The organism is Paenilisteria rustica (genome assembly GCF_013820765.1).
Taxonomy (GTDB): Bacteria; Bacillota; Bacilli; order Lactobacillales; family Listeriaceae; genus Listeria_A; species Listeria_A rustica.
Window position 1 is genome coordinate 181,200 of record NZ_JABJVM010000001.1, and the last position, 22,256, is coordinate 203,455.

Annotated in this window: 22 protein-coding genes; 20 read left to right on the forward strand and 2 right to left on the reverse strand. The window is 42.6% G+C overall.

Features of this window, described 5'->3' with window-relative positions; genetic code table 11:
• The first annotated feature begins 18 nt into the window (after nt 1–18).
• From HPK16_RS00875 to HPK16_RS00890, 4 genes are all read left to right on the forward strand, one after another.
• Nucleotides 19–546 carry a YceD family protein gene (locus HPK16_RS00875; RefSeq protein WP_181675129.1) on the forward strand — a complete coding sequence of 176 codons (528 nt, stop codon included), beginning with the start codon at nt 19–21 and terminating at the stop codon, nt 544–546.
• 96 nt (nt 547–642) lie between these two features.
• Complete coding sequence (gene rpmF / locus HPK16_RS00880; protein WP_036064226.1) at nt 643–819, forward strand: 50S ribosomal protein L32; 177 nt, start codon at nt 643–645, stop codon at nt 817–819.
• Between the two features lie 281 nt (nt 820–1,100).
• Entirely contained in the window at nt 1,101–1,991 is an 891-nt protein-coding gene (locus tag HPK16_RS00885; protein WP_181675130.1) for a 2-dehydropantoate 2-reductase, read from the forward strand.
• 14 nt (nt 1,992–2,005) lie between these two features.
• Nucleotides 2,006–2,371, forward strand: a complete 366-nt coding sequence (locus HPK16_RS00890; protein ID WP_181675331.1) for a DUF3397 domain-containing protein — start codon at nt 2,006–2,008, stop codon at nt 2,369–2,371.
• Here the strand turns inward: HPK16_RS00890 and HPK16_RS00895 are convergent.
• The gene (locus HPK16_RS00895) at nt 2,368–4,098 is read right to left on the reverse strand and encodes an ABC transporter substrate-binding protein (protein WP_181675131.1); all 1,731 of its coding nucleotides are present in this window, start codon (nt 4,096–4,098) and stop codon (nt 2,368–2,370) included. The genes HPK16_RS00890 and HPK16_RS00895 overlap by 4 nt on opposite strands.
• 101 nt (nt 4,099–4,199) lie before the next feature.
• On the opposite strand from HPK16_RS00895, the gene HPK16_RS00900 reads away from it, so the two are divergent.
• Nucleotides 4,200–5,447, forward strand: coding sequence for an MDR family MFS transporter (locus HPK16_RS00900; protein ID WP_181675132.1), 1,248 nt, complete (start codon nt 4,200–4,202; stop codon nt 5,445–5,447).
• A 60-nt stretch (nt 5,448–5,507) separates the two neighbouring features.
• Here the strand turns inward: HPK16_RS00900 and HPK16_RS00905 are convergent, their stop codons facing one another.
• Nucleotides 5,508–6,245, reverse strand: coding sequence for an ankyrin repeat domain-containing protein (locus HPK16_RS00905; protein WP_425487903.1), 738 nt, complete (start codon nt 6,243–6,245; stop codon nt 5,508–5,510).
• A gap of 493 nt (nt 6,246–6,738) precedes the next feature.
• On the opposite strand from HPK16_RS00905, the gene mraZ reads away from it, so the two are divergent.
• From mraZ to HPK16_RS00980, 15 genes are all read left to right on the forward strand, one after another.
• The gene (gene mraZ / locus HPK16_RS00910) at nt 6,739–7,170 is read left to right on the forward strand and encodes a division/cell wall cluster transcriptional repressor MraZ (RefSeq protein ID WP_181675333.1); all 432 of its coding nucleotides are present in this window, start codon (nt 6,739–6,741) and stop codon (nt 7,168–7,170) included.
• Between the two features lie 19 nt (nt 7,171–7,189).
• Nucleotides 7,190–8,125 carry a 16S rRNA (cytosine(1402)-N(4))-methyltransferase RsmH gene (gene rsmH / locus HPK16_RS00915; protein WP_181675133.1) on the forward strand — a complete coding sequence of 312 codons (936 nt, stop codon included), beginning with the start codon at nt 7,190–7,192 and terminating at the stop codon, nt 8,123–8,125.
• A gap of 18 nt (nt 8,126–8,143) precedes the next feature.
• On the forward strand, nt 8,144–8,515 hold the full coding sequence (gene ftsL, locus HPK16_RS00920) for a cell division protein FtsL (protein ID WP_181675134.1): 372 nt from the start codon (nt 8,144–8,146) through the stop codon (nt 8,513–8,515).
• Nucleotides 8,512–10,758 carry a penicillin-binding protein gene (locus HPK16_RS00925; protein ID WP_181675135.1) on the forward strand — a complete coding sequence of 749 codons (2,247 nt, stop codon included), beginning with the start codon at nt 8,512–8,514 and terminating at the stop codon, nt 10,756–10,758. Before ftsL ends, HPK16_RS00925 begins: the two co-directional genes overlap by 4 nt.
• Before the next feature lie 231 nt (nt 10,759–10,989).
• Nucleotides 10,990–12,477: a UDP-N-acetylmuramoyl-L-alanyl-D-glutamate--2,6-diaminopimelate ligase gene (locus tag HPK16_RS00930; RefSeq protein WP_181675334.1), complete on the forward strand. Its 1,488-nt coding sequence runs from the start codon at nt 10,990–10,992 to the stop codon at nt 12,475–12,477.
• Between the two features lie 51 nt (nt 12,478–12,528).
• Nucleotides 12,529–13,506: a phospho-N-acetylmuramoyl-pentapeptide-transferase gene (gene mraY, locus HPK16_RS00935; protein ID WP_181675136.1), complete on the forward strand. Its 978-nt coding sequence runs from the start codon at nt 12,529–12,531 to the stop codon at nt 13,504–13,506.
• A gap of 34 nt (nt 13,507–13,540) precedes the next feature.
• The gene (murD, locus tag HPK16_RS00940; RefSeq protein WP_181675137.1) at nt 13,541–14,908 is read left to right on the forward strand and encodes a UDP-N-acetylmuramoyl-L-alanine--D-glutamate ligase; all 1,368 of its coding nucleotides are present in this window, start codon (nt 13,541–13,543) and stop codon (nt 14,906–14,908) included.
• Entirely contained in the window at nt 14,905–15,999 is a 1,095-nt protein-coding gene (gene murG / locus HPK16_RS00945) for an undecaprenyldiphospho-muramoylpentapeptide beta-N-acetylglucosaminyltransferase (RefSeq protein ID WP_181675138.1), read from the forward strand. The genes murD and murG overlap by 4 nt, the downstream gene beginning before the upstream one ends.
• 22 nt (nt 16,000–16,021) lie before the next feature.
• A complete protein-coding gene (locus tag HPK16_RS00950; protein ID WP_181675139.1) occupies nt 16,022–16,810 on the forward strand; it encodes a cell division protein FtsQ/DivIB in 789 nt (262 codons plus the stop codon).
• 347 nt (nt 16,811–17,157) lie between these two features.
• Nucleotides 17,158–18,432 (forward strand): cell division protein FtsA, encoded by a 1,275-nt coding sequence (gene ftsA / locus HPK16_RS00955; protein WP_181675140.1) that lies wholly within the window; start codon nt 17,158–17,160, stop codon nt 18,430–18,432.
• Between the two features lie 48 nt (nt 18,433–18,480).
• Complete coding sequence (ftsZ, locus tag HPK16_RS00960) at nt 18,481–19,662, forward strand: cell division protein FtsZ (RefSeq protein ID WP_181675141.1); 1,182 nt, start codon at nt 18,481–18,483, stop codon at nt 19,660–19,662.
• 26 nt (nt 19,663–19,688) lie between these two features.
• The gene (locus HPK16_RS00965) at nt 19,689–20,366 is read left to right on the forward strand and encodes a YggS family pyridoxal phosphate-dependent enzyme (protein WP_181675142.1); all 678 of its coding nucleotides are present in this window, start codon (nt 19,689–19,691) and stop codon (nt 20,364–20,366) included.
• Nucleotides 20,367–20,385: 19 nt separating this feature from the next.
• Nucleotides 20,386–20,877 carry a cell division protein SepF gene (locus HPK16_RS00970; protein ID WP_181675143.1) on the forward strand — a complete coding sequence of 164 codons (492 nt, stop codon included), beginning with the start codon at nt 20,386–20,388 and terminating at the stop codon, nt 20,875–20,877.
• 56 nt (nt 20,878–20,933) lie between these two features.
• On the forward strand, nt 20,934–21,182 hold the full coding sequence (locus tag HPK16_RS00975) for a YggT family protein (protein ID WP_220132227.1): 249 nt from the start codon (nt 20,934–20,936) through the stop codon (nt 21,180–21,182).
• A gap of 180 nt (nt 21,183–21,362) precedes the next feature.
• Nucleotides 21,363–22,139, forward strand: a complete 777-nt coding sequence (locus tag HPK16_RS00980; RefSeq protein ID WP_181675144.1) for a YlmH family RNA-binding protein — start codon at nt 21,363–21,365, stop codon at nt 22,137–22,139.
• Nucleotides 22,140–22,256: the final 117 nt, after the last annotated feature.

Consider the following 22,256-nt stretch of genomic DNA (forward strand, 5'->3'; position numbering starts at 1 on the left):
CGCTTGGAGTGATAAACGATGAAATGGTCATTAATTCAACTACAGAAATACCGTGGCAAGAAAGTGCCATTTGAACAGGAGATAGATGTAACGGAATACTTGAAAGAGCACAATCATGATGTTCGTTCAGCGAGCCTAGTAAAGGTTTCTGGAAACATTACGGTGCGTCAAGATTCGGTTTTGATTGACCTTGTTTTAGATGGAACCTTTGTATTGCCATGTGCCAGAACGTTTGAAGATGTTCTTTATCCGTATCATATCGAATCTGTGGAAACATATGTGAACAAAGAGGAGAAGGTACTGGACGAGACACATCATATGATGGACGGCGATAAAATTGATGCGTTGCCAGTGATTGAAGAATTACTTTTGTTAGAGATTCCGATGCAAGTTTACAGCGATAATGTAGAGAATGCGTTATCAGAAGGAAACGATTGGAATGTTATCACGGAAGAAGAGCTGGAGCAACAAGCGAAGCAAGAAGAAACAAAAGTGGATCCTCGTCTTGCGGGATTAGCCGATTTCTTTGAGAAGAAAGAAGACTAATTCTAAGAGCTGGAATATATTTTAAGAGAAAGAAATTTTTCTTAGATGGATTGCGATCAAGGAGATATCCTGAAGTCGCGAAGGAGGTGTATGGAAATGGCAGTACCTTTTAGAAGAACATCTAAAGCGAAAAAACGCAAGCGTCGTACGCACTTCAAATTACAAGTGCCTGGTATGGTTGAATGCCCTAATTGTGGCGAGTACAAACTTTCTCACCGTATTTGTCCTGAATGTGGTCAATATAACGGCAAAGAAGTAGTAGAAAGCAACTAATTTGCGTGAACAAAACAAGCGATACGTACGCTTGTCACATGAAAACCCCCAGAAGACGCCATGGATCTTCTGGGGGTTTTCTGTTGATGAACTTGCGATGCGTCCTTAGCTGAGTTAGGTCATCAATTTACATACCGACAAAGCAACCAAGCAATCCCCGGTGTCCTTACAATTCTGAGCTAAGACTCCCACCAAACCAAACACCGCCACTATCCTCAAAAATGCAAACCCCTACAAATTTTGCTAAAATAGAGTCAAGCTATACAAGAGGAGTGAACGACATGACTTACCGAGTAGGTATTATTGGAGCAGGCGCATTAGGACTCTTATATGCAGGTTTACTGCGAGCTAATGTGACGCTTTACACACGCACAAAGAAGCAAGCGGATATTATCGAAAAAAAAGACGGTATAACCCTTGTTTCCGATAATACAAAGACCCATATCAATGTTCACGCAACCCCGCTTTGTAACGCTGACTTCACAACCGTGGATTTCGTCATCATAACCGTGAAATCTTACCAGCTGGAAAATGTGATGGAAACCCTTAGGAAGGTACCTGCAAACATCCCGCTTTTATTCTTACAAAACGGTATAGCTCATTTAGCGCAGCTCCCTAGCCTGCCACAAAAAACAATCCTAATCGGAACATGTGAGCACGGCGCTGGAAAAATGGATGCGACAACAGTAGTATGGCGTGGTGTGGGTCAAACAAATTGGGCTGTGTATCAAGGCAAGGCGAACTCGAACTTACGGACTGTGCTGACGGCTAATCCAGATTTTCTTTTTTTAGAACAAGCGGATTTTGAAGAAATGGTTTATAATAAGTTATTGGCGAATGCGGTAATTAATCCGTTGACAGCCGTTCTAGGCGTGCCAAATGGTGCTTTGCTACATAATGAATACTGGTATGGCCTGTTAGAAAACCTAACGCGAGAAGTGGCAGACGTCTTGCATCGTGAGGACGCGCTAGAGAAAGTGACTGCGATATGTACAGCGACATCGGCTAATTATTCCTCAATGGCGACGGATGTGCGAGAGAAGCGGCAGACGGAGATTGCGAGTATTTCGGGAGCTGTAGTGACGCTCGCTCGGGAACAGGGAAAGGTAGCGCCGATTTCAGAAACATTATACGGCCTAGTGAAAGGGCTAGAAGGAGAATACTTACAGTGAGTTGGTTAACGAATATGACGGCGCTTGTTATCATCGCCCCAGTACTTATTTTTACAGTGACTTTCATGGTGACGCAGCATATGACAAAGAGAACGCCAAAAGCGGTGAAACGGAGCGCAGATGTGACGACGTTTTTCCTGATTTTAGCGGATCATTTTTTCATGATTGTGTTATTTGATCAGTCATTTTTATTGTATATTCTGTTGCTATTATTCTTGATTGGCATTCTATTTGTTGCGTTATACGCCAAGTCGCAAGGAGATATTAATTTTCGCAAAGTAATCCGTGGTTACTGGCGCATTTGTTTCTTTGCTTTTGCAATTTTGTATTTACTACTGTTCGTGATAGGTATTGTGAAAAGTATCGTATTAGTTTTTTAGTCAATCCATAGCTTTTTCAAGTTTAAGTGACCGTATAGATGTTTGTCTTCGGTCTGTATGGTGGCATGGATGAATTGATGTTTCGTGAGATGTTCTAAGAAAAGAAATAGGTGATTATCGCGCACGAAGCTCTCTATCTGGTCGTAAAAATGATCGCGATCACTGAATCGAGTGCATTGCCGCGCTTGATGTAGTAGCTCCTCTATTTGCTGGAGCTCTTTTTTTGCCAAAAAACGTTGTGGCGCCAGATTAGGGTTTCCGTAAAAATCCATGAAAGCCACCTCAATATCACTGCTTGGGACATCGGCGCCCATGCTAATATCAATATCTTCCCAGTGGCTTGTTTGATAAAATTCAGAGCTGATATCGATAATATGCAAGTCGAGTGAAATGCCAAATTTGGCTGCCTGCGCGACAATCCATTGGCCCTGGTGAATGGTTTTTATGTGTGACAGAATCGCAAATCGCAATGTTTCACCGCTATAATGAGCACTTTTAAGTAATGTTTGAATTTTGCTTGCATCCCTTTGTTGTGCGCTAGATTTATGAAAAAAGTAGCTGGAAGCCTCGGACTCCTCATGATTTTCTAGGTCACGGAGCATTTTCTGGGGATCGAGCAGGTGGTAAAAGGCTTCGCGGAATGCGGGATGATGTGCAAAAGCGCAATGCTTGAAATTAAACGTAACGATATTGACGCCATAATCTTTCGTTGCGTGATCTGTATAGTCTGGATTATCAGTATTTCCCATATTTGTGACAGTGATGACAGGGTTCGTCTGGTCCTTCACGAGCCAGAACTCAATACGATCGAGAAACGGACGTTCTAGGAAATGGGAATCGAATGCTTCTAAAACTAGTTTTTGAGAACTTCTTTGTGCTAATTGGAAGGCACCAGTGCTGATCCATTTATATTCGTCAAATGGGGTGTCGTGCGGCAGGATGACAAGATTTCCTAAACAAAGGTAGCGAATGAAGAAAGGATTTGGTTTACGGAGATGAATCGTGATTTTAGTTTCAGATAGGAGCTCGATTCGTGTGATATCCGTTAGATACCAATGGGTCACAGTTCCTTTTTGCATCGCTTTTTCAAGGGTGTGGCGAATATCGGTGCTCGTCAATGTCCTACCGTGATGAAAACGAATGCCTTTTCGAATGTAAAATGTCCAAATGGTGCTGTTATTCTCGGCTTTCCAATGATGCGCGATACAGGGCATAACGGTGTTGGTTGTCGTGTCAAAACGAACGAGCGGGTCGCCGAGCTGAAGTAGCAGGGAGCTCTCCATATTAATCGACGTATGAAGTGGATCAAGGATGCTAAAAGGGCGTGCAATGACGAGGCGCAATATATCTTGATCGCCTTTTTCGGTATGAAGTCCAAATAGTTCGTTCATTTCGGAGGACACGGCGCTAAACCATTCGCGTGGAATATCTAGCTGCAAAAGGGTGAGCAGTTTATCTAGATTTTCTTGCTCTACTGCGTTACGTATAAAGTCCTCGATTTCTGACTGGAAGCTCTGTGTGAATGTTATTTTCGACGCATTGCCCCGTCCACGACCAGGTTGATAATGGCAAAATTCGAGTTCTTGATATTTTTTTAGTTTTCGCTTGACGTTTTTGTCGCTGCATTCCCATTTTTCAGCTAGTTCGTTCAGGCGGAATGTGGCTGTGTTATCTATTTGTCTTTCCAATAAAAAAGCACGCATATCGTAATAGGCTAGATCACGCATGGTAGAACCTCCTTATAATATAAAAGGGGACAAAAATATATGATATTATCCCTTTTTCTCCTTTTTAAAACTAGTTATACTATGTTTAGGAGGTGAAGTCAATGTTTCGTACATTGCATCCAAATATAAAAGCGCGGATTGGTATTTCGTTTTTAAGCAAGCTGATTGGTTCGATGGTATTTCCGTTCATGGCGATTTATTTTGCGAAGGAGATTAATATTGGTGTCGCTGGTATTTTGCTGATGATTAATATCGCTGTGCAGTTTATGGCAAGTATTTATGGCGGGCATTTGGCGGATCATATCGGACGGCGAACATTGATGGTTTGGGGAGAATGGGTGAAAGTTGGGGCGTTTGCGCTGATGTTGTTCGTGAATTCGCCTTGGATGGTGTCCCCGTGGCTGACATTCGTAGCGTTACTTTTGATTGCGGTGTCACAAGGTTTTACAATTCCTGCAAGTGACGCGATGTTGATTGATGTGAGTACGCGAGAGGAGCGGGCTTACATGTATTCCATTAATTACTGGGCAAATAATTTATCAGTGATGATGGGTGTCGTCATTGGTGGCTGGTTTTTCCAGAGTTACTTATTTGAACTGCTCATCGGTTTGCTTGTGATGTCGCTTGTGACAACGTGGTTGACGATTAGGCTGATTACAGAAACATTGGAGCGTGGGGACAAGGATGTGTCTAGCGATGCGGGGATAAGAAGTTTGTTTCGAAGTTATCGGAAAATTTTGTATGATGCGCGTTTTCTATGGTTCACGGCGGGAGGAATCGCGGTATTATCGATCGAGTTCCAACGTAATAATTTTATTTCGGTAAGGCTAGCTGATGTGTTTCCGCCGATGATGTACCATTTTGGCTGGCTAGGAAATATACCTTTTGATGGTGTAAAGTTGGTCAGTATTTTGACATTAGTCAACACGTTGATGATTGTGCTTTTTACAGCCCCGATTGCAAAATGGGTTCGAGATCGTAATTTGCAAAAGTGGATGTATGTTGGTTTTATGATTTTTGCATTCGGATTTGCGGTGTGTGCGCTTACGGATAGTGTTTGGATACTTTTTGGTGCCACGGTTATTTTATCTGTTGGGGAGTTACTTTATGTGCCAACACGGCAGACGATTCTGGCGGATATTGTAGATGATGCGATGCGCGGGACTTACATGGCTTTTAACGGCTTTGTTTTTCAAATCGGAAAATTAATCGGAGCCGGAAGTTTGATGTTTTCGCCGTATATTGGGAAGTATGGTATGGCTTTATTCATCTTATTGTGCGGATTTGTTGGTGTGGTGCTGACATTCTGGGCGCTTAAACCGACAACGAGGACAGTGAAACAGGAATAGGAAAAAGAAGAGACACGACCGATAGAATCAATTTCGGTAGATTTCTCTTCTTTTTTTGCGTTATTTTGCGCCATGAGTTGTTAGTAAATCGGCGATAACTTGATAGCCTTGCTGTTTCGCGTGTGCAAGAGGTGTGACGCCATTTGAGTCTGCGATGTTCGGGTCAGCGCCGTTTTCAAGTAGTGCTTGGACGATTTGCTGTTGCGTTTTGCCACCATCAGAAAGCACGATAGCTTCTAAAAGTGCCGTCCAGCCTGGGTTATTGACGTGATTCACATCGATATCGGTTTCGGCTAAAAGTAGTCGAACGTTGGCGAGATGACCTTTTTCGGCGGCTGGAATCAGTGCGGTTCCTCCAAAACGGTTGGTTAGCGTATAGTCGGGGTTATGCGAAATCATTAATTTTAAAATCTCCGTCCGGCCTTCTGCACCAGCGTATAAGAAGGAGCTATCTTTTATTTTATCTTGCAAATTGACGTTAGCGCCGTATTGGAGAAATAGTTTTGCCATCGGAATATTGTTTGCGTGCGTGGCAACGAGTAACCCGCTTTCGCCGTGAGTATTGACTGTGTCAACCTGTGCGCCTTGTTGTAATAGGGATTTCAGTTGTTGGATATCGTCGGCTTCCGTTGCTTTAAGTAGTTCTTGATTTAAATTTGCCATATTTTTTGTCACAGTTTTCTCCTCCGTTTCTTTTTTAGTCGCGGTTTCTGGTGTTTTTGCGGTTGGTTGTTCTGTGTGGGCATTCGAGCAGGCTGTGAGTGTGAATGCCATGAGTATGATAATTAATTTTGCCATCAGATAACCTCCTCTTTAGTCTAATTATGCCATATAAAGATAAACTAGAGATTAACTGGAGCTTAAAATGTGCTTTAGCGTGTCGACAAACGCCTATTTTCGTTGTTAAAAGTTTCATTCCGATGCTCGCGTACTCACTTTTGCTTAGAAACTGGACATAGATGGATAGCGGATAAATTAGCTTTCTCTGCATATTGGAGTACTAACTCATTTCATATCGAAGGACGCCAACAACACGCTGAGGTTTGGAGAAACGGCTAGGTTTTGCGTGATATATAGTTTTTCTACAGTTTGTGGGGTTATTTTTTGTTATCTTTTTTACTATATGCCCCACTAACACCCACATTTTTTTAGGATGATAAAATGGCTCTATAACATGGATTGAGGTGCTTGTTTTTTGTGAGGCAGCTCTTTTTTACGCTTTTTTTTAGTTTATGGTGGTACGAAGTGGGGAGTTGTGGTAAAGTTGTCTATAAGAAAGTGGGGATGGACTATGTTCATGGGCGAATATCAACATAACATTGATATAAAGGGCCGTTTAATCGTGCCATCTAAATTCCGTGAACAATTAGGGGATCAATTTGTCATTACCCGAGGGCTTGATAAATGTCTTTTTGCTTATCCGCTTGATGAGTGGACGAAAGTGGAAGAGAAGATCCAGACACTCCCACTGACTAAAAAAGATGCTCGTTCTTTTACCCGTTTTTTCTTTTCTGGAGCTTCGGAATGTGAGCTTGATAAGCAGGGCCGGATTAATATTCCGTCCAATTTAACAAGCTATGCGGAACTCGAGAAAGAGACGGTGATTGTCGGGGTCGCAAGTCGTATTGAAATTTGGAGCAAGTCGGAATGGGATAAATTCTTTGATGAAGCCGAAGATTCGTTCGCCGATATTGCCGAAAATATGATTGGCTTTGATATTTAAAAAGAGGAGGGGCACAAAGATGTTCCAACATGAGACAGTATTATTAAAAGAAACCGTTGATAGCTTGAATATAAAACCGGATGGTGTGTATGTGGACTGTACGCTAGGTGGTGCAGGGCACAGTTCTTACTTATTAAGCCAGCTTTCAAGCGCAGGACATTTATTCGCGTTTGACCAAGATAACAAGGCGCTCGCTCACGCCAAAGAGCGATTACAAGAATACGAAGGACAGGTCACGTTTATCAAAAGCAACTTTAGATATATTAAGGAAGCATTGCTAGAAGTTGGGATTACGGAAGTGGATGGAATTTTGTATGATTTGGGTGTTTCGTCACCACAACTAGATGAACGGGAACGAGGATTTAGTTATCATCAAGATGCACCGCTAGATATGAGAATGGATCAAGAGGCAGAACTTACGGCACGGGATGTCGTGAATGATTGGCGTTACGAGGATCTTGTGCGTATTTTTTTCCGTTATGGTGAGGAGAAATTTTCGAAGCAAGTGGCGCGTGAGATTGAGCGTAGGCGTGAAGTGGCTCCAATTGAGACGACTGGGGAATTAGTGGATGCGATTAAAGCCGCGATTCCAGCACCAGCAAGGCGAAAAGGTGGACATCCGGCAAAACGGGTTTTCCAAGCGATTCGGATTGCAGTGAATGACGAGTTAGGGGCAGTGGAGGATTCGCTGAAAGAGGCGATGGATTTACTGAAACCCGGCGGACGAATCAGCGTGATTACATTCCATTCTTTAGAAGACAGAATTACAAAACAAATGTTTACAGAGGAAGCCAAGGGGCCAGAACTGCCGCCAGGGTTACCGATTATTCCAGATGAGTATAAGCCAAAAATGAAGTTAGTAACAAGAAAACCGATTTTGCCGTCTGAGGAAGAACTGGCAGCGAACAACCGTGCACGCTCAGCAAAACTTAGAGTGATAGAACGGAATATTTAGGAAGTAGGAGTGAAGTAGATGAGTAACAATGTAGCCTACAAAACGAATGCGGAACCGAAACGCGTACATAGGGAAGCGCCGCAACCACAACCTAAAAAACAAATTTTAAAACGTGGTAAAATAACGTTGGGTGAGAAATTAATCGCCTCTGTATTTATTATCGTTATTGCGGTATTTGCTTTCAAAATTATTCATGTACAAGCGCAAGTATATAGTGTGAACCAAGGCATTCAAGAGAAACAGGCAGATGTGGATAAACAAGTGAAGGCGAATGAGGATTTGTCAGCAGAAGTGGCGGATCTTAGCCGTTATGAACGCGTATGGGAAAAAGCGAAAGAACTTGGATTGAAGCTTGATCCAGATAATGTGAAGGTAGTGGAAGGTAAATGAAAAAACGAGTAGGAAACATGAGACGAGGCGCCCTGGTTCTTTTTATCATCTTTGGAGTTATTTTTCTGTCGGTTATCGGACGCTTCTTTTACATGCAAGTCGTTGGCGATGTTAACGGCGTTCCACTTGCGGCCAAAGCGGCTAAACAGCATTTACGAAGCAGTGTCATTGAAGCAAATCGCGGCTCTATTTTAGATCAAAAGGGCGAAGTGATTGCTAAGGACACTGCTTCTTATACGTTGGCGGCGGTGCTCGATCCGAAGCAGACGGTGGACCCGAAAAATCCGCATCATGTGGTGGAAAAAGAAGAAACGGCAGCCGTTTTAGCGAAATATTTGCCAATGAAAGAAGCGGATATTTTGAAAAAACTGCAAAAGAAAGATATCTTCCAAGTCGAGTTTGGAAAAGCGGGTAAGAATTTATCGGCGGAAGTGAAGGATAAGATTGAAGCGTCGAAATTACCGGGATTGGTGTTCACGAAGCAGGCGGAACGATTTTATCCGAATGGCGTTTTTGCCTCCCATCTGATTGGTTATGCGCAGCAAGAAACTGGCAAGGATGGCATTTCGAAATTAATCGGTAAAATGGGTATTGAGAAGGCGTATAATGATATTTTGACTGGTAAAAATGGTTCGATTAATTATGATGCGGATAAATATGGTTACATTTTGCCGAATGCGAAGAGTGTGGTGAAAGAGGCGCAAGATGGGCAAGATATTTATTTGACGCTTGATAAGAAGATTCAGACGTTTTTGGAGGATACGCTAAATACGGTGGATGCGAAATATAATCCGAAAAATATGATGGCGGTTGTGATGAATCCGAAAACGGGCGAGATTTTGGCGATGAGTCAGCGGGACACGTTTAACCCGACGACGAAGGAAGGTTTGACGGACCAATGGGCGAATTTGCCAGTTGAGATTACGTACGAGCCTGGTTCGGTTATGAAGATATTTTCGCTCGCCTCAGCAATTGATTTAGGTGTATATCATCCGAATGCATACTATCAATCAGGGACGTATAACGTTGGGAACATCCCGATTCATGACCATAATGCTGGTGTTGGTTGGGGCTCGATTACGTATCGTGAAGGGGTTGAGCGTTCGAGTAACGTTGCTTTTGCGAAACTTCTAGCTGGTATGGGACCGGATAAATTCAAAACGTATTTGCAAAACTTTGGCTTTGGTGCAAAAACGGGTATCGATCTTCCGAATGAAGCGACGGGTAAAATTCTATTTGATCGGAGAATCGAGCAGGTGACAACGGTTTTCGGTCAAGGAACAACGGTAACGATGATGCAAATGCTTCAAGGTGCGACGGCGATTGCGAGTGATGGTACGATGAAACAGCCGTATGTTGTGTCAAAAATTGTCGATCCGAATACTGGTAAAGTGACGGAAACGAAGACGGTCACAACTGGGAAACCAATCAGCGCGGCAACGGCGAAACAGACGCGTGAAGAGTTGCGAAATGTTATTACGGGCAAGGTTGGAACAGGGAAATTATACGCGATTGATGGCTATGATATTGCTGGGAAAACTGGAACATCACAGATTCCGAATCCGGATGGTGGTGGCTATATGACGGGGAATGATAATTATATTTTCTCCTTCATGGGCATGGCACCAGCGAAAGATCCGGAGCTTGTGATGTACGTGACGATGCAACAGCCGCAATTATCTGGAACGGAGACGGGCGGAAAAGCGGTGTCGGAAATTTTTAACCCGGTGATGAAAAACAGTTTGCAGTATTTGAATATTAAATCGGCGGATACGGCCAAGCTGAAAACCGTTGAGATGACATCGATGGCTGGTAAGACGCCAGACGTTGCGAAGAAAGAATTAGAAGCGAAGAAATTGATTCCAGTCGTCATTGGGAACGGCAAGAAAATTGTGCAACAGTTGCCGCTAGCTGGCGAGAAAATTTTGGAAGGACAACGGGTTATTTTGATGACAGAAGGCGACATGACAATTCCGGACATGAAGGATTGGGCGAAGAATGACATGCTCAAAGTCTCGGAAATAACGGGTGTTCCTTTTAAAGTCAATGGAGATGGCTATGTGTTGAAGCAGAGCCTTTCTGCGGGATCGGTACTCAATGATAAGTCGCAGGTGACGATTGATCTCGCGACACCGGACAAAATTCCAAATTTCAATAAGGTCCCGAAAGTAGAGAAAAATGAAGAGACTTCGGCGGATACGACGGTGGAAGAGGCAACGGGGCTAAATGCTTTATTAAATTAGTAAATGGGGTAGGCGCACACTTTTTCGGAAATCGTAAGCGTGATGTGCCTACCTATTTTGATAGCAGGGGAAAGATTGCTAAAAGACTAGTATTTCGCCGCTGTTTTTGCTAATATAGAATAGAAGATTTGTCATCGTTACGCGCGCTGATATGCACTCGTTTTTTTAGAGATTGCGATATCATTTTTTGCGTTGGACTTTGGAGGCGATGAGATGGAAGGGACGTTCGAAATGGAATTAGAGAAGCTAATAGAGGCAATTCCTTACAGCCAGCTGGTGCAAACCGAGGAAGATACGCTACATATAGAAGTGAAAAGTGTCGAGCAGGACAGCAGACAGGTGACGGCGGGTACGTTATTTGTATGCATTGACGGGGAAGTGGTAGACGGACATGCGTTTGCAAAAACGGCGCAGGAACAGGGCGCAGTTGCGATTGTAGCGGAGCGGATGCTTTCGGATATTACGATACCGGTCATTTTGGTACAGGACGGGAAACGGGCGATGGCGATGCTTGCCGCGGCTTTTTACACATATCCAACGACGGAAATGAATTTGATTGGGATTACGGGAACAAACGGTAAGACGACGGTGAGCCACTTAGTGGAGTTCATTTTAGCGGATAACGCCGTGACGACAGGTTTGATTGGTACGATGTATCGCAAAATTGGCGCGGAGATTTTGGAAACGAAAAACACGACGCCGGACAGTTTGACGTTGCAAAAGACGTTTCGGCAAATGCGTAATCAGGAAGTGACGACGGCGATTATGGAGGTGTCCTCGCATGCGCTTGTGCAAGGTCGTGTCTATGGTTCCGAATATGATATAGCGGTATTTACGAACTTGTCACAGGATCATTTGGATTATCATAAAACGATGGAGGAATATGCCCACGCGAAAAGCTTATTGTTCGCCCAACTCGGAAATGGCTATGGTGGCTCTTCGAAAGCGGCGATCATTAATGCGGATGACCCTCATGCCAAAATGATGATCGAGGCGACAGGCGTGAGTTTGCTGACATACGGCATTGATGGTGAAGCGTCTTTCCGAGCTAGTGATATTAAGATTAGTAGTAAGGGGACGGGATTCCAGCTTCATTTTCAAGATGAGGTTTTCCAAGTGCAGCTGAAATTGATTGGCAAATTTAATGTGTATAATGCACTCGCTGCGATCGCGACGGTTTATGCGACAAATGAAGCGCCATACACGATTCCAGAAATTATCGGATCCCTTGAGAAAGTGCAAGGTGTAGCGGGACGTTTTGAACTCGTTGATGCTGGGCAGCAGTTCCCGGTCATTGTGGACTACGCGCACACACCAGATGGTTTGGAAAATGTATTAAAAACGGTGACGGAATTCGCTACAGGACGCATTTTTGTTGTCGTCGGTTGTGGTGGTGATCGTGATAAAGGGAAGCGCCCGCAGATGGCTCAAATCGCTGTGAAGTACGCGACAGACCCAATTTTCACATCGGATAACCCGCGGACGGAAGTGCCGATGCAGATTATTGAGGATATGCTAGCTGGCGTGCCTGACGCGGCGTATACGGTGAAAGAACACCGACATGACGCCATTCGTTTTGCGGTGCAACAGGCTAATCCCGAAGATGTTATTTTGATAGCTGGAAAAGGGCATGAAACGTATCAAATCATTGGCGATGTTGTTCATGATTTCGATGATCGCAAAGAAGCACGCGAAGCCATTTTAGCAAAAATATTATAACGAGACATTTTACGATAGCGAAAGATACAAAATAGATTGGAGCGAAAAAGCGTGTCATTATATTGGATAGTTACAACATTTGCGATGGCTTTCATTATTACCGTCATCGGGGTACCTTTATTTATCCCGTTTTTACAAAAATTAAAGTTTGGTCAAAGTATTCGTGAGGAAGGTCCACAAAGCCATCAGAAAAAATCAGGAACACCGACAATGGGAGGCCTCGTATTCCTTCTCGCGATGATTATTAGTTTCGTGATTATGACGCTAATCGGCGGCTGGTTTGGTACTGAAGCATTGCTACTACTCATTCCGCTCGTATTATTTGGCGCATTAGGATTTTTAGATGATTATATTAAAGTCGTGAAAAAGCAAAACTTAGGATTACGTTCGAAGCAGAAGTTTCTCGGACAAGTTGTTATTTCAGTCTTGTTCTACGTGATTTATCATTGGAATGGCTATCCGGAAACACTGACGATTCCGTTCACATCAACAGAGGTTAACCTAGGTTGGTTCTTCCTCATCTTCGTGATTTTCTGGCTTGTAGGATTCTCGAATGCTGTGAATTTAACAGATGGCTTGGATGGCTTGGTTTCAGGACTTTCTGTTATTGCTTTTGGCGCATTAGGAATCATCGCGATTTTCCAAGACCAAGATGTCGTAGCGATGTTTTGTTTAGCGATTGTCGGAGCGATGCTAGGATTCCTACTTTTCAACAAGAACCCGGCAAAAATTTTCATGGGGGATACAGGATCGTTAGCGCTCGGTGGTGCGATTGCCGCAATTTCGATTCTACTACAACAAGAATGGATGCTACTTTTAATCGGACTCGTATTCGTTATTGAAACAGCCTCGGTTATCATCCAAGTCTTTTATTTTAAAGTTACAAATGGAAAAAGATTATTCAAAATGAGTCCGATTCACCATCACTTTGAGCATGTCGATATCGGCTGGTCAGAATGGCGTATCGTCTTCACTTTCTGGGGTGCGGGGCTTGTCTGTGCGATTATTGCACTGTTCGTCATCCTGTAAAAAATGGGAATGAGTTGAAATTGGGGGAATAAAAATGAAAAACATTATTCAATATAAGCATCGCAAAGTACTTGTATTGGGCTTAGCGAGAAGTGGTGTCGGTGCGGCGTCCCTTCTTCATAAACTCGGCGCCTTTGTGACAGTGAATGATCAAAAGCCGTTTAGTGAGAATCCAGAAGCACAAGGTTTGCTAGAACAAGGAATTAAAGTAATCTGTGGCTCGCATCCTGTGGAACTTTTAGACGAAGGATTCGAACTTGTCGTGAAAAATCCAGGCATTCCATATGACAACCCGATGATTAAAAAAGCACAAGATTTGATGATCCCGATTATTACCGAAGTCGAGTTAGCCTATCAAATTTCCGATGCACCAATCATTGGTATCACTGGTACAAACGGGAAAACGACGACGACGACCATCGTGCACCATATGCTAAATGAAATGACACCAAATAAATCACTACTTGCTGGGAACATCGGTTTTCCAGGTTCAGAAGTTGCCGAAAAAGCGACGGCGGATCAATATATCGCGATGGAGCTTTCCTCGTTCCAACTGATGGGGATTCGCACGTTTTGCCCGAAAATCGCGGTCATCACGAATATTTATGAGGCGCATATCGATTATCATAAAACACGTGAGGATTACGTAAAAGCGAAATGGCGCATCCAAGAAAATCAAACAAAAAATGAATTCTTAGTTATCAACTGGGATCAAGATGAATTACGGAATATGACGAAGCGTACAAAAGCGAAAGTCATCCCGTTCTCACCAACGCAAAAATTGGGCGAAGGTGCGTATGTCAAAGATGGTAATATCATGTTTTACGATGAAATTATTGGTAAGCGTGATGACATCTTACTCCCAGGCGAACATAATTTAGAAAATATTCTTGCCTCCATCGCAGTCGCTAAAATCTGCGAGGTGAGTAACGAGCAAATCATGCAGGTGCTGGAAACGTTCAAGGGCGTAGAACACCGGACGCAGTTTGTCAAAGAACTAAACGGCCGCAAATTTTACAACGATTCCAAGGCAACGAATATTTTGGCAACCCAGAGCGCGCTTAGCGGTTTTAATAAACCAGTGGTGCTTCTGGCTGGTGGGCTTGATCGAGGTATCGAATTCGATGAACTCAAACCATTTTTCAAGAACGTGAAAACATTGATTACTTTTGGCGAAACGGCTGAAAAAGTAGGCCGTGTTGGTAAAGAAGCAGGCGTGGATGTGCACCGTGTACATGATGTGACTGCTGCTGTGCCGCTTGCTTACGAGCTATCCAATCCAGGCGATATCATTTTACTGTCACCAGCATGCGCAAGTTGGGATCAATACAGAACGTTCGAAGTTCGAGGCCGTGCCTTTATGGATGCCATCGAAGAATTGCCAGATGAGGTGGAAAAATGAAATTTGTTATAAGCGGTGGCGGAACGGGCGGACATATTTATCCAGCCCTTGCGCTAATCCGAGCAATAAAAAAAAGAGACCCTGAAGCCGAATTCCTCTATATTGGGACTGAAAAGGGGCTCGAATCAACCATCGTAAGGCGTGAAGGAATTCCTTTTGAAGCAATCGAAATCACAGGCTTTAAACGCGCGCTATCCTTTGAGAACGTCAAAACAGTGACGCGCTTTTTCAAAGGTGTGACGCGTAGCAAAGCATTGATTCGCGCCTTCAAACCCGATGCGGTTATCGGTACAGGCGGTTATGTGTGTGGACCTGTCGTGTATGCGGCGGCGAAACTCAATATCCCAACACTCATTCATGAACAAAATAGTGTGGCTGGTCTGACGAATAAATTTTTAAGTCGTTATGCTGACCGTGTCGCGATTTGCTTTGAAGAAGTGAGCGATTCTTTCGCTGCTGAAAAAGTTGTTTTCACAGGTAACCCGCGAGCATCAGAAGTTGTAGGTATCGAATCAGGGGATGTTTTAACGGAATATGGCTTAGAACAAGACAAGCCAACAGTCCTTGTTTTCGGAGGTAGCCGCGGTGCCCGAGGAATTAACGAAGCCGTTGAAGCCAATCTTGCCAAAATCGGTAAGCGCAGTTATCAGCTACTTTATGTTACCGGTGATGCCCATTTTGAGAAAATCAAAGAAAAGCTAGCAGGTATGGAGCTAAATAATAATATTAGCATTCAGCCGTTCATCTACGACATGCCAAAAGTACTTAACGTCAGTACCTTAGTCGTATCAAGAGCCGGGGCCACATCGCTCGCAGAACTGACAGCACTAGGCGTACCGAGTATCTTAATTCCAAGCCCATATGTGACAGCGAACCACCAAGCAAAAAATGCAGAATCATTGGCTAAAAAAGCCGCAGCATCCGTTATCGCAGAGTCCGATTTATCGCCCGTGCGCTTACTAGATGAAATCGATACAATCATGGGGAGCCCTGAAAAATTAGCAAAAATGCAATATGAAGCTAAGCAATTAGGTGTTCCTGATGCGGCAGACAAGCTTGTAGATGCAATCTACGACATAATCAACAAATAAAACAGATGAGGAGGACGACCACATGGCGAATAATAAAAAGATAGTTTCTATCGAAAGCAGAATTCCAGAACTAAAAAAATATCGCAAAAAGAAACTAATTCGTCATATGTCGATTCTAATTAGTATCTTCGTTCTTCTCATTTTAATTACGCTCTATTTTCTTTCACCACTAAGTAAAGTCCAGCGTATCTATGTCGATGGAAATCATCAAGTCGATGAGAAAACCATTTTGACAGAAGGTGATTTAAATCTAGAAGCATTCGTTTTTGGGATAAATAAGTCGCGAAGCATTGATGCACTAGAGAAAAATCCGTTGATTAAAGAAGCAACAATCGAGCTGCAAGGGCTAAACACACTACGCGTCCATATTACAGAAAATAAAACGATAGGCTATCAAGAAAAGAACGGTCAGTATTTCGATATTTTAGAAACAGGTAAGCTACTCACGACACAGCCAAAGCAATTCCCAATTGGAAATAACCCTATTTTTAGCGGTTTCAAAAATGGGCGAGTGTTAGAAGACATGGTATCACAGCTCAACCAACTACCAGAAGGCGTTCTGCTATCGATTTCAGAGATTCATTTTGCACCAACAAAAAGTGACGATGAGCATATTAGTCTCTATATGAACGATGGAAACCAAGTCTCGGCAACAATCTCGACCTTCGCTGAAAAAATGGCACACTATCCATCTATCGTCGCGCAATTAAAAGAAGATCAAAAAGGTATCATCGATTTAGAAATTGGTTCTTATTTCCGCACTTATTTAAAAAATAAAGAAGAACAAGCCGCGCTAGATAAGAAAAATTGATAATTATACTACAAAGAAACTCAGGATGAAACGTATGATTTAACACATAATCGCTTGTTGGATAAGAATACACGTTCCTCTTTTTGCGTTGAATTTAAAGAAAAGCTAAAAAGTTGCTGAAAAATATCCTTTGTGCTTTTATTAGCATGCTTCTTGGTGTAGACTGTAGATATGTGTTGATTGAATAGTGTACCTTTTATCTTCTACTATTATGTTTGCTGGAGAGGGGAATCTCGAAGGACAAACACCAACCATTAAACTAAACTTTCAAATAAAACTTACTACTAAATTTTTGCGTATAGGCAAATAAAATAAGACAGATTATGAAATAAAGGAGGTGCCGATAAATGGGAGAAAACGAAATTTATGTAAGCTTGGATATTGGAACATCATCTGTGAAAGTGATTATAGCGGAGATGGCCAATGACAGACTCAATATTATCGGTGTGGGTAATGTGGCGTCCCAAGGAGTTAAAAAAGGCGTCATTGTTGATATTGATAAGACAGTAGAATCGATTAAAAAAGCCATTGAACAGGCAGAACGGATGGTGGGCGTGCATGTATCCCAAGTAATTGTTGGGATCGTCTCTAGCCAAGTTCGACTAGAAGCTTGCCGCGGGGTCGTTGCGATTAGTGGTGAGAATCGCGAAATTACGGACGATGATGTGTGGAATGTCATTGATTCCGCGCAGGTCATTTCACTAGCTCCTGATCGAGAAATTATCAATGTGATTCCCGATCAATATGTGGTCGATGGCTTTGAAGGCGTGAATCCAAGAGGAATGATTGGTGTGCGTCTAGAAATGGAAGGAACACTTATTACTGGTTCAAAAACGATCCTACATAATACGCTGCGTTGCGTAGAACGTGCTGGGTTAGAGATTACAGATATTGTGCTTCAACCACTCGCAGAAGGCTCGGTTTCCTTAACAGAAGATGATAAAGAATTCGGTACGGCTCTGGTCAATATTGGTGCTGGTACGACTACAATTAGTGTATTTGAACAAGGGAAATTAACGTACACAACCGTATTACCAGTCGGTGGTGAGCATGTGACGAAAGATTTGTCGCTTGGTCTAAATACATCGACAGCCAACGCCGAAAAAGTGAAATTAGAGCATGGTTATGCTTTTTACGACGATGCTTCGGCTGATATCGCATTTGGCATCGATGTTATCGGCAGTGATCAACAGCAACATTTCACACAGCTAGAAGTAGCCGATATTATTGAAGCTCGCATGGAAGAAATTTATACGTTAACATTAGAAGAGCTGGCTCGCGTTGGCAAAGAGCATCTGCCTGGTGGTTACGTGTTAACCGGTGGCGCGATGGCGATTCCAGGAGCTATTGATCTCGCTGGTAAAATATTTCAAGCGCATGTAAGATTAGCAATTCCAGATTATATTGGTGTTCGTGAGCCGAGTTTCACGACTGCTGTTGGTTTAATAAAATATGCCTATCAAATGGCTGAAAAAGAAGGCAGAAGCTTAAATTCCGAACCATCCGAAACAACAGAAATTCATGAAGAACAGTATCCAAAACCAAAGCAAAAACCAAAGAAAACAGAAGAAGAGAAGGTTTCCACCAAGATGAAGAATTTCTTCGGTGCATTTTTCGATTAGAAGAAGCAAGTGTTTTCGTTAAAAAGGTAAAATTAGGAGGCAAATAGTATGTTAGATTTTGACACGAGTGCAGAAAGCTTAGCAACAATTAAAGTAATCGGAATCGGTGGCGGCGGAAATAATGCTGTCAACCGAATGATTGAACATGGTGTCCAAGGTGTCGATTTTGTCGCAGCAAATACGGATGCACAAGCTTTGAATCTTTCTAAAGCTGAAGTTCACTTGCAAATAGGCACGAAATTAACGCGTGGACTAGGAGCGGGAGCTGTTCCTGAAATTGGGAAAAAAGCAGCAGAAGAAAGTCGCGAAATGATCGAAGAAGCGCTAAAAGGTGCAGACATGGTTTTCGTAACGGCTGGTATGGGCGGCGGAACTGGAACGGGCGCAGCGCCTGTTATCGCGACAATTGCAAAAGAAATGGGTGCCTTAACGGTAGGTGTTGTGACGAGACCATTTGGTTTTGAAGGTCCAAAACGTTCGAAACAAGCAGCGATTGGTACAGAAGCAATGAAGGAAGCAGTAGATACATTGATTGTGATCCCGAATGATCGTTTACTACAAATTGTTGATAAAAATACACCGATGTTAGAAGCGTTCCGTGAAGCGGATAATGTTTTACGTCAAGGTGTACAGGGGATATCAGATTTAATTGCTGTTCCTGGTTTAATCAACTTGGATTTCGCTGATGTAAAAACAATTATGACGAATCGTGGTTCAGCATTGATGGGAATCGGCATTGGTACCGGTGAAAATCGTGCGGCAGATGCGGCGAAAAAAGCAATCTCATCTCCACTGCTTGAAACATCGATCGACGGTGCAAAAGGCGTGCTGATGAACATCACTGGTGGTTCTAATTTGAGCCTCTATGAAGTGCAAGAAGCAGCTGAAATCGTATCTTCTGCGTCAGATGAAGATGTGAATATGATTTTCGGTTCGGTTATCAATGATGATTTGCAAGAAGAATTGATTGTGACGGTTATCGCGACTGGTTTTGACGAAGCAGCTCAAGCAAAACAACAAGCGCAAACACAAAATCGTCCTAATCCAGCAATTCAAGTCAACCGTCCTGGTTATGCTGTGAAGGAAGAACCTAATGCGCCACAACAACAACAAACACAACCGCCGAAAGAAGAGCAACAACAAGCAACGCCTCACGTAGAAGAGCAGCGCCAAAATCTCGATGTAGAAGTGCCAGCATTCATTCGCAACAGAAATCGTCGAAATCAATAAAAGTATGAAAAAATAGGTGATATGTGATGAGCTATAACGAAAACTTACAAGTGATTGAAGATAAAATTTCTAACGCAGCGAAAAAAAATGGTCGCGATGCGGCAGACATTCATTTGGTTGCTGTAACGAAGACTGTCGATGTTGCTGCGATGGAGAAACTGTACAATCTCGGCATTCGTCATTTTGGTGAAAATCGAGCGGAAGTTTTTGCGGAAAAAGTAGAAGCTTTTGCTGATAAACCTGATATTGTTTGGCATTTTATCGGATCATTACAAACACGAAAAGTGAGAGCCATCCTACCATATACGCATTTTTTGCATTCATTAGATCGCAAGTCCTTAGCTGATGAAATTGAAAAACGTGCGACTCAGAAGGTATCTTGTTTCTTACAAGTAAATATCTCTGAGGAAGAATCAAAACACGGTTTTAGTGCGGAGGAAGCCATCGCGTTTGTGCAAGCACAGAGCTATGAACATGTTGAAATTGTTGGATTGATGACAATGGCTCCAAACACCGATGATGAGCAGACTTTACATCACGTTTTTCAAGGATTAAAAGCAGTGCAACTAGAAATAGAGAAACTTGGAATCCTGAATGTTCCATGTCACGAATTATCGATGGGAATGACGAATGATTTTGAGATTGCAATCGAGGAAGGCGCAACGTTTATCAGAGTAGGAAGAGCTTTAGTAGAGGAAAACTAAATGTGGAGGTGTAAATCAGATGGGATTAAAAAATAAATTTAAATCTTACTTTTTCTTAGATGAGGAAGAGGGCGAAGATTATTATGAAGAAGAACCGGTTGCGACAAAACCTCAACCACTTCGCGAGGTTCCAACTGAGAAAAAAATGAAAAAACCAACAGGAAAAAACTATTTTACGAATCAAAGCGAAGTAGCACCAGTCGATGAACATAAAGTAGTAAGCATGAATGGCGCTCAATTTTCGAGTCAAATGGTACTCGTGGAACCGCGTGTTTATGCAGAAGCGCAAGAGCTTTCTGACTACTTGAAGGAATACAAAACGGTGGTTGTGAATTTACAACGTATTAGCCACGACCAAGCAATCCGAATTGTGGACTTTTTGAGCGGGACTGTGTATGCTTTAGGTGGAGATATTCAACGTATTGGCAACAATATTTTCCTCTGCACACCAGAAAACGTCGAGGTTGATGGCGCTATTTCTGAGATGTTAGAAGAACAAGATTTTATGTAAATGAGGTGTAACACATTATATTAGCATATCAAATCGCACACTATGTCTTTCTAGTACTGGATTATTTCCCGTACGTACTGTTTGTTTATATTTTATTATCTTGGTTTCCAGGTGCTTACGAAACGACATTTGGCCGCTTTTTAGCGAAAATTTGTGAACCTGTTTTAGCACCATTCCGGAAAATCATTCCGCCAATTGGTGGGGTCCTTGATTTATCACCAATCATTGCCTTTTTTGCAATAAGAATGGCAACGTTTGGGCTACAGTACTTAGTGTATAATTATTTATTGCCACTATTTTTCTAAATGTTGATACCGAAATGAAAGCTATCTGGAGATCAGGAGTGCTTTCATTCGGTATTTTTTGGAATTGTGTGGGTGTTAAAAAACGGGGAAGCGTGCTATAATGGGAGTTATAAAAGTACGACTATATTGCAAAATGACTTTTTGTGAGAGGCATTTTGTTGTTAAAGGGAGTAAGGGAACATGGAAGGGATTTATCAACATTTTAGAGCAGAAGAGCATAGTTTTATTGATGTAGCGTTAGAGTGGATTGTGCAGGTCGAGGATCAGTACACGCCGCGTTTGACGGATTTTCTTGATCCACGTCAGCGTCTAATCTTGGAGTCGGTTGTTGGTGGCTATGATCATATCAAGGTGAAATTCTGGGGTGGGGTAGCGCATGCCGAACGTCGCCGCGCGCTTATTTATCCGGATTATTATGAGCCGACCGATGCAGATTTTCAGGTTACATTGTTTGATATTCGCTATCCGGTTAAATTCACGACATTATCGCACCAATCGATTCTCGGAACAGTGATGTCGCTTGGGATGAAGCGCGATATTTTCGGTGATATTTTAACGGAAAATGAATTGTGGCAGTTTTTTGTGATGAGTGAGATGAAAGAGTATGTTAGTTTGCAGCTTGATAAAATAGGGAAAGTGAATATCATGTTGGAAGAACTAGATCTAAATCAAGCGTTACCTGTTCGTACGGATTGGGACTATGTTGGGACAACAATTACGAGTTTACGCCTGGATCTTGTTGTGGCAACAGCGCACAATATTTCACGTCAAAAAGCAAAACAACTCGTACAAGGGAAACTGGTGAAGGTGAATTGGAAAATCGTTGAAAATCCTGATTTTGAATGTGAAGAATTGGATATTATTTCAGCGCGTGGCTTTGGTCGTGTGAAGCTTGGCGAAATCAATGGACACACGAAGAAAGACAAGATTCGGATCGAAATTGGCTATTTACGCTAATATTTTCGTTTTTTGAGAAGATAATACTTGCGAGATAGTCAGAATTTTATTATAGTAAGAGACAGGTATATATGGAATGAAGTTTTATGTTATAATAGAAGGGCTAGCCTAGATTTA

Bases quoted from the DNA above. Each gene is read 5' to 3' on its own strand.
- HPK16_RS00980 (WP_181675144.1), top strand. From the start codon at position 21,363: ATGGAAGGGATTTATCAACATTTTAGAGCAGAAGAGCATAGTTTTATT.
- ftsA (WP_181675140.1), top strand. From the start codon at position 17,158: ATGGGAGAAAACGAAATTTATGTAAGCTTGGATATTGGAACATCATCT.
- rpmF (WP_036064226.1), top strand. From the start codon at position 643: ATGGCAGTACCTTTTAGAAGAACATCTAAAGCGAAAAAACGCAAGCGT.
- HPK16_RS00895 (WP_181675131.1), bottom strand. From the start codon at position 4,098: ATGCGTGATCTAGCCTATTACGATATGCGTGCTTTTTTATTGGAAAGA.
- murD (WP_181675137.1), top strand. From the start codon at position 13,541: ATGAAAAACATTATTCAATATAAGCATCGCAAAGTACTTGTATTGGGC.
- mraZ (WP_181675333.1), top strand. From the start codon at position 6,739: ATGTTCATGGGCGAATATCAACATAACATTGATATAAAGGGCCGTTTA.
- HPK16_RS00970 (WP_181675143.1), top strand. From the start codon at position 20,386: ATGGGATTAAAAAATAAATTTAAATCTTACTTTTTCTTAGATGAGGAA.
- HPK16_RS00930 (WP_181675334.1), top strand. From the start codon at position 10,990: ATGGAATTAGAGAAGCTAATAGAGGCAATTCCTTACAGCCAGCTGGTG.
- HPK16_RS00900 (WP_181675132.1), top strand. From the start codon at position 4,200: ATGTTTCGTACATTGCATCCAAATATAAAAGCGCGGATTGGTATTTCG.
- HPK16_RS00875 (WP_181675129.1), top strand. From the start codon at position 19: ATGAAATGGTCATTAATTCAACTACAGAAATACCGTGGCAAGAAAGTG.
- HPK16_RS00905 (WP_425487903.1), bottom strand. From the start codon at position 6,245: ATGGCAAAATTAATTATCATACTCATGGCATTCACACTCACAGCCTGC.
- ftsZ (WP_181675141.1), top strand. From the start codon at position 18,481: ATGTTAGATTTTGACACGAGTGCAGAAAGCTTAGCAACAATTAAAGTA.
- HPK16_RS00885 (WP_181675130.1), top strand. From the start codon at position 1,101: ATGACTTACCGAGTAGGTATTATTGGAGCAGGCGCATTAGGACTCTTA.
- murG (WP_181675138.1), top strand. From the start codon at position 14,905: ATGAAATTTGTTATAAGCGGTGGCGGAACGGGCGGACATATTTATCCA.
- HPK16_RS00925 (WP_181675135.1), top strand. From the start codon at position 8,512: ATGAAAAAACGAGTAGGAAACATGAGACGAGGCGCCCTGGTTCTTTTT.
- HPK16_RS00890 (WP_181675331.1), top strand. From the start codon at position 2,006: ATGACGGCGCTTGTTATCATCGCCCCAGTACTTATTTTTACAGTGACT.
- HPK16_RS00965 (WP_181675142.1), top strand. From the start codon at position 19,689: ATGAGCTATAACGAAAACTTACAAGTGATTGAAGATAAAATTTCTAAC.
- rsmH (WP_181675133.1), top strand. From the start codon at position 7,190: ATGTTCCAACATGAGACAGTATTATTAAAAGAAACCGTTGATAGCTTG.
- ftsL (WP_181675134.1), top strand. From the start codon at position 8,144: ATGAGTAACAATGTAGCCTACAAAACGAATGCGGAACCGAAACGCGTA.
- HPK16_RS00950 (WP_181675139.1), top strand. From the start codon at position 16,022: ATGGCGAATAATAAAAAGATAGTTTCTATCGAAAGCAGAATTCCAGAA.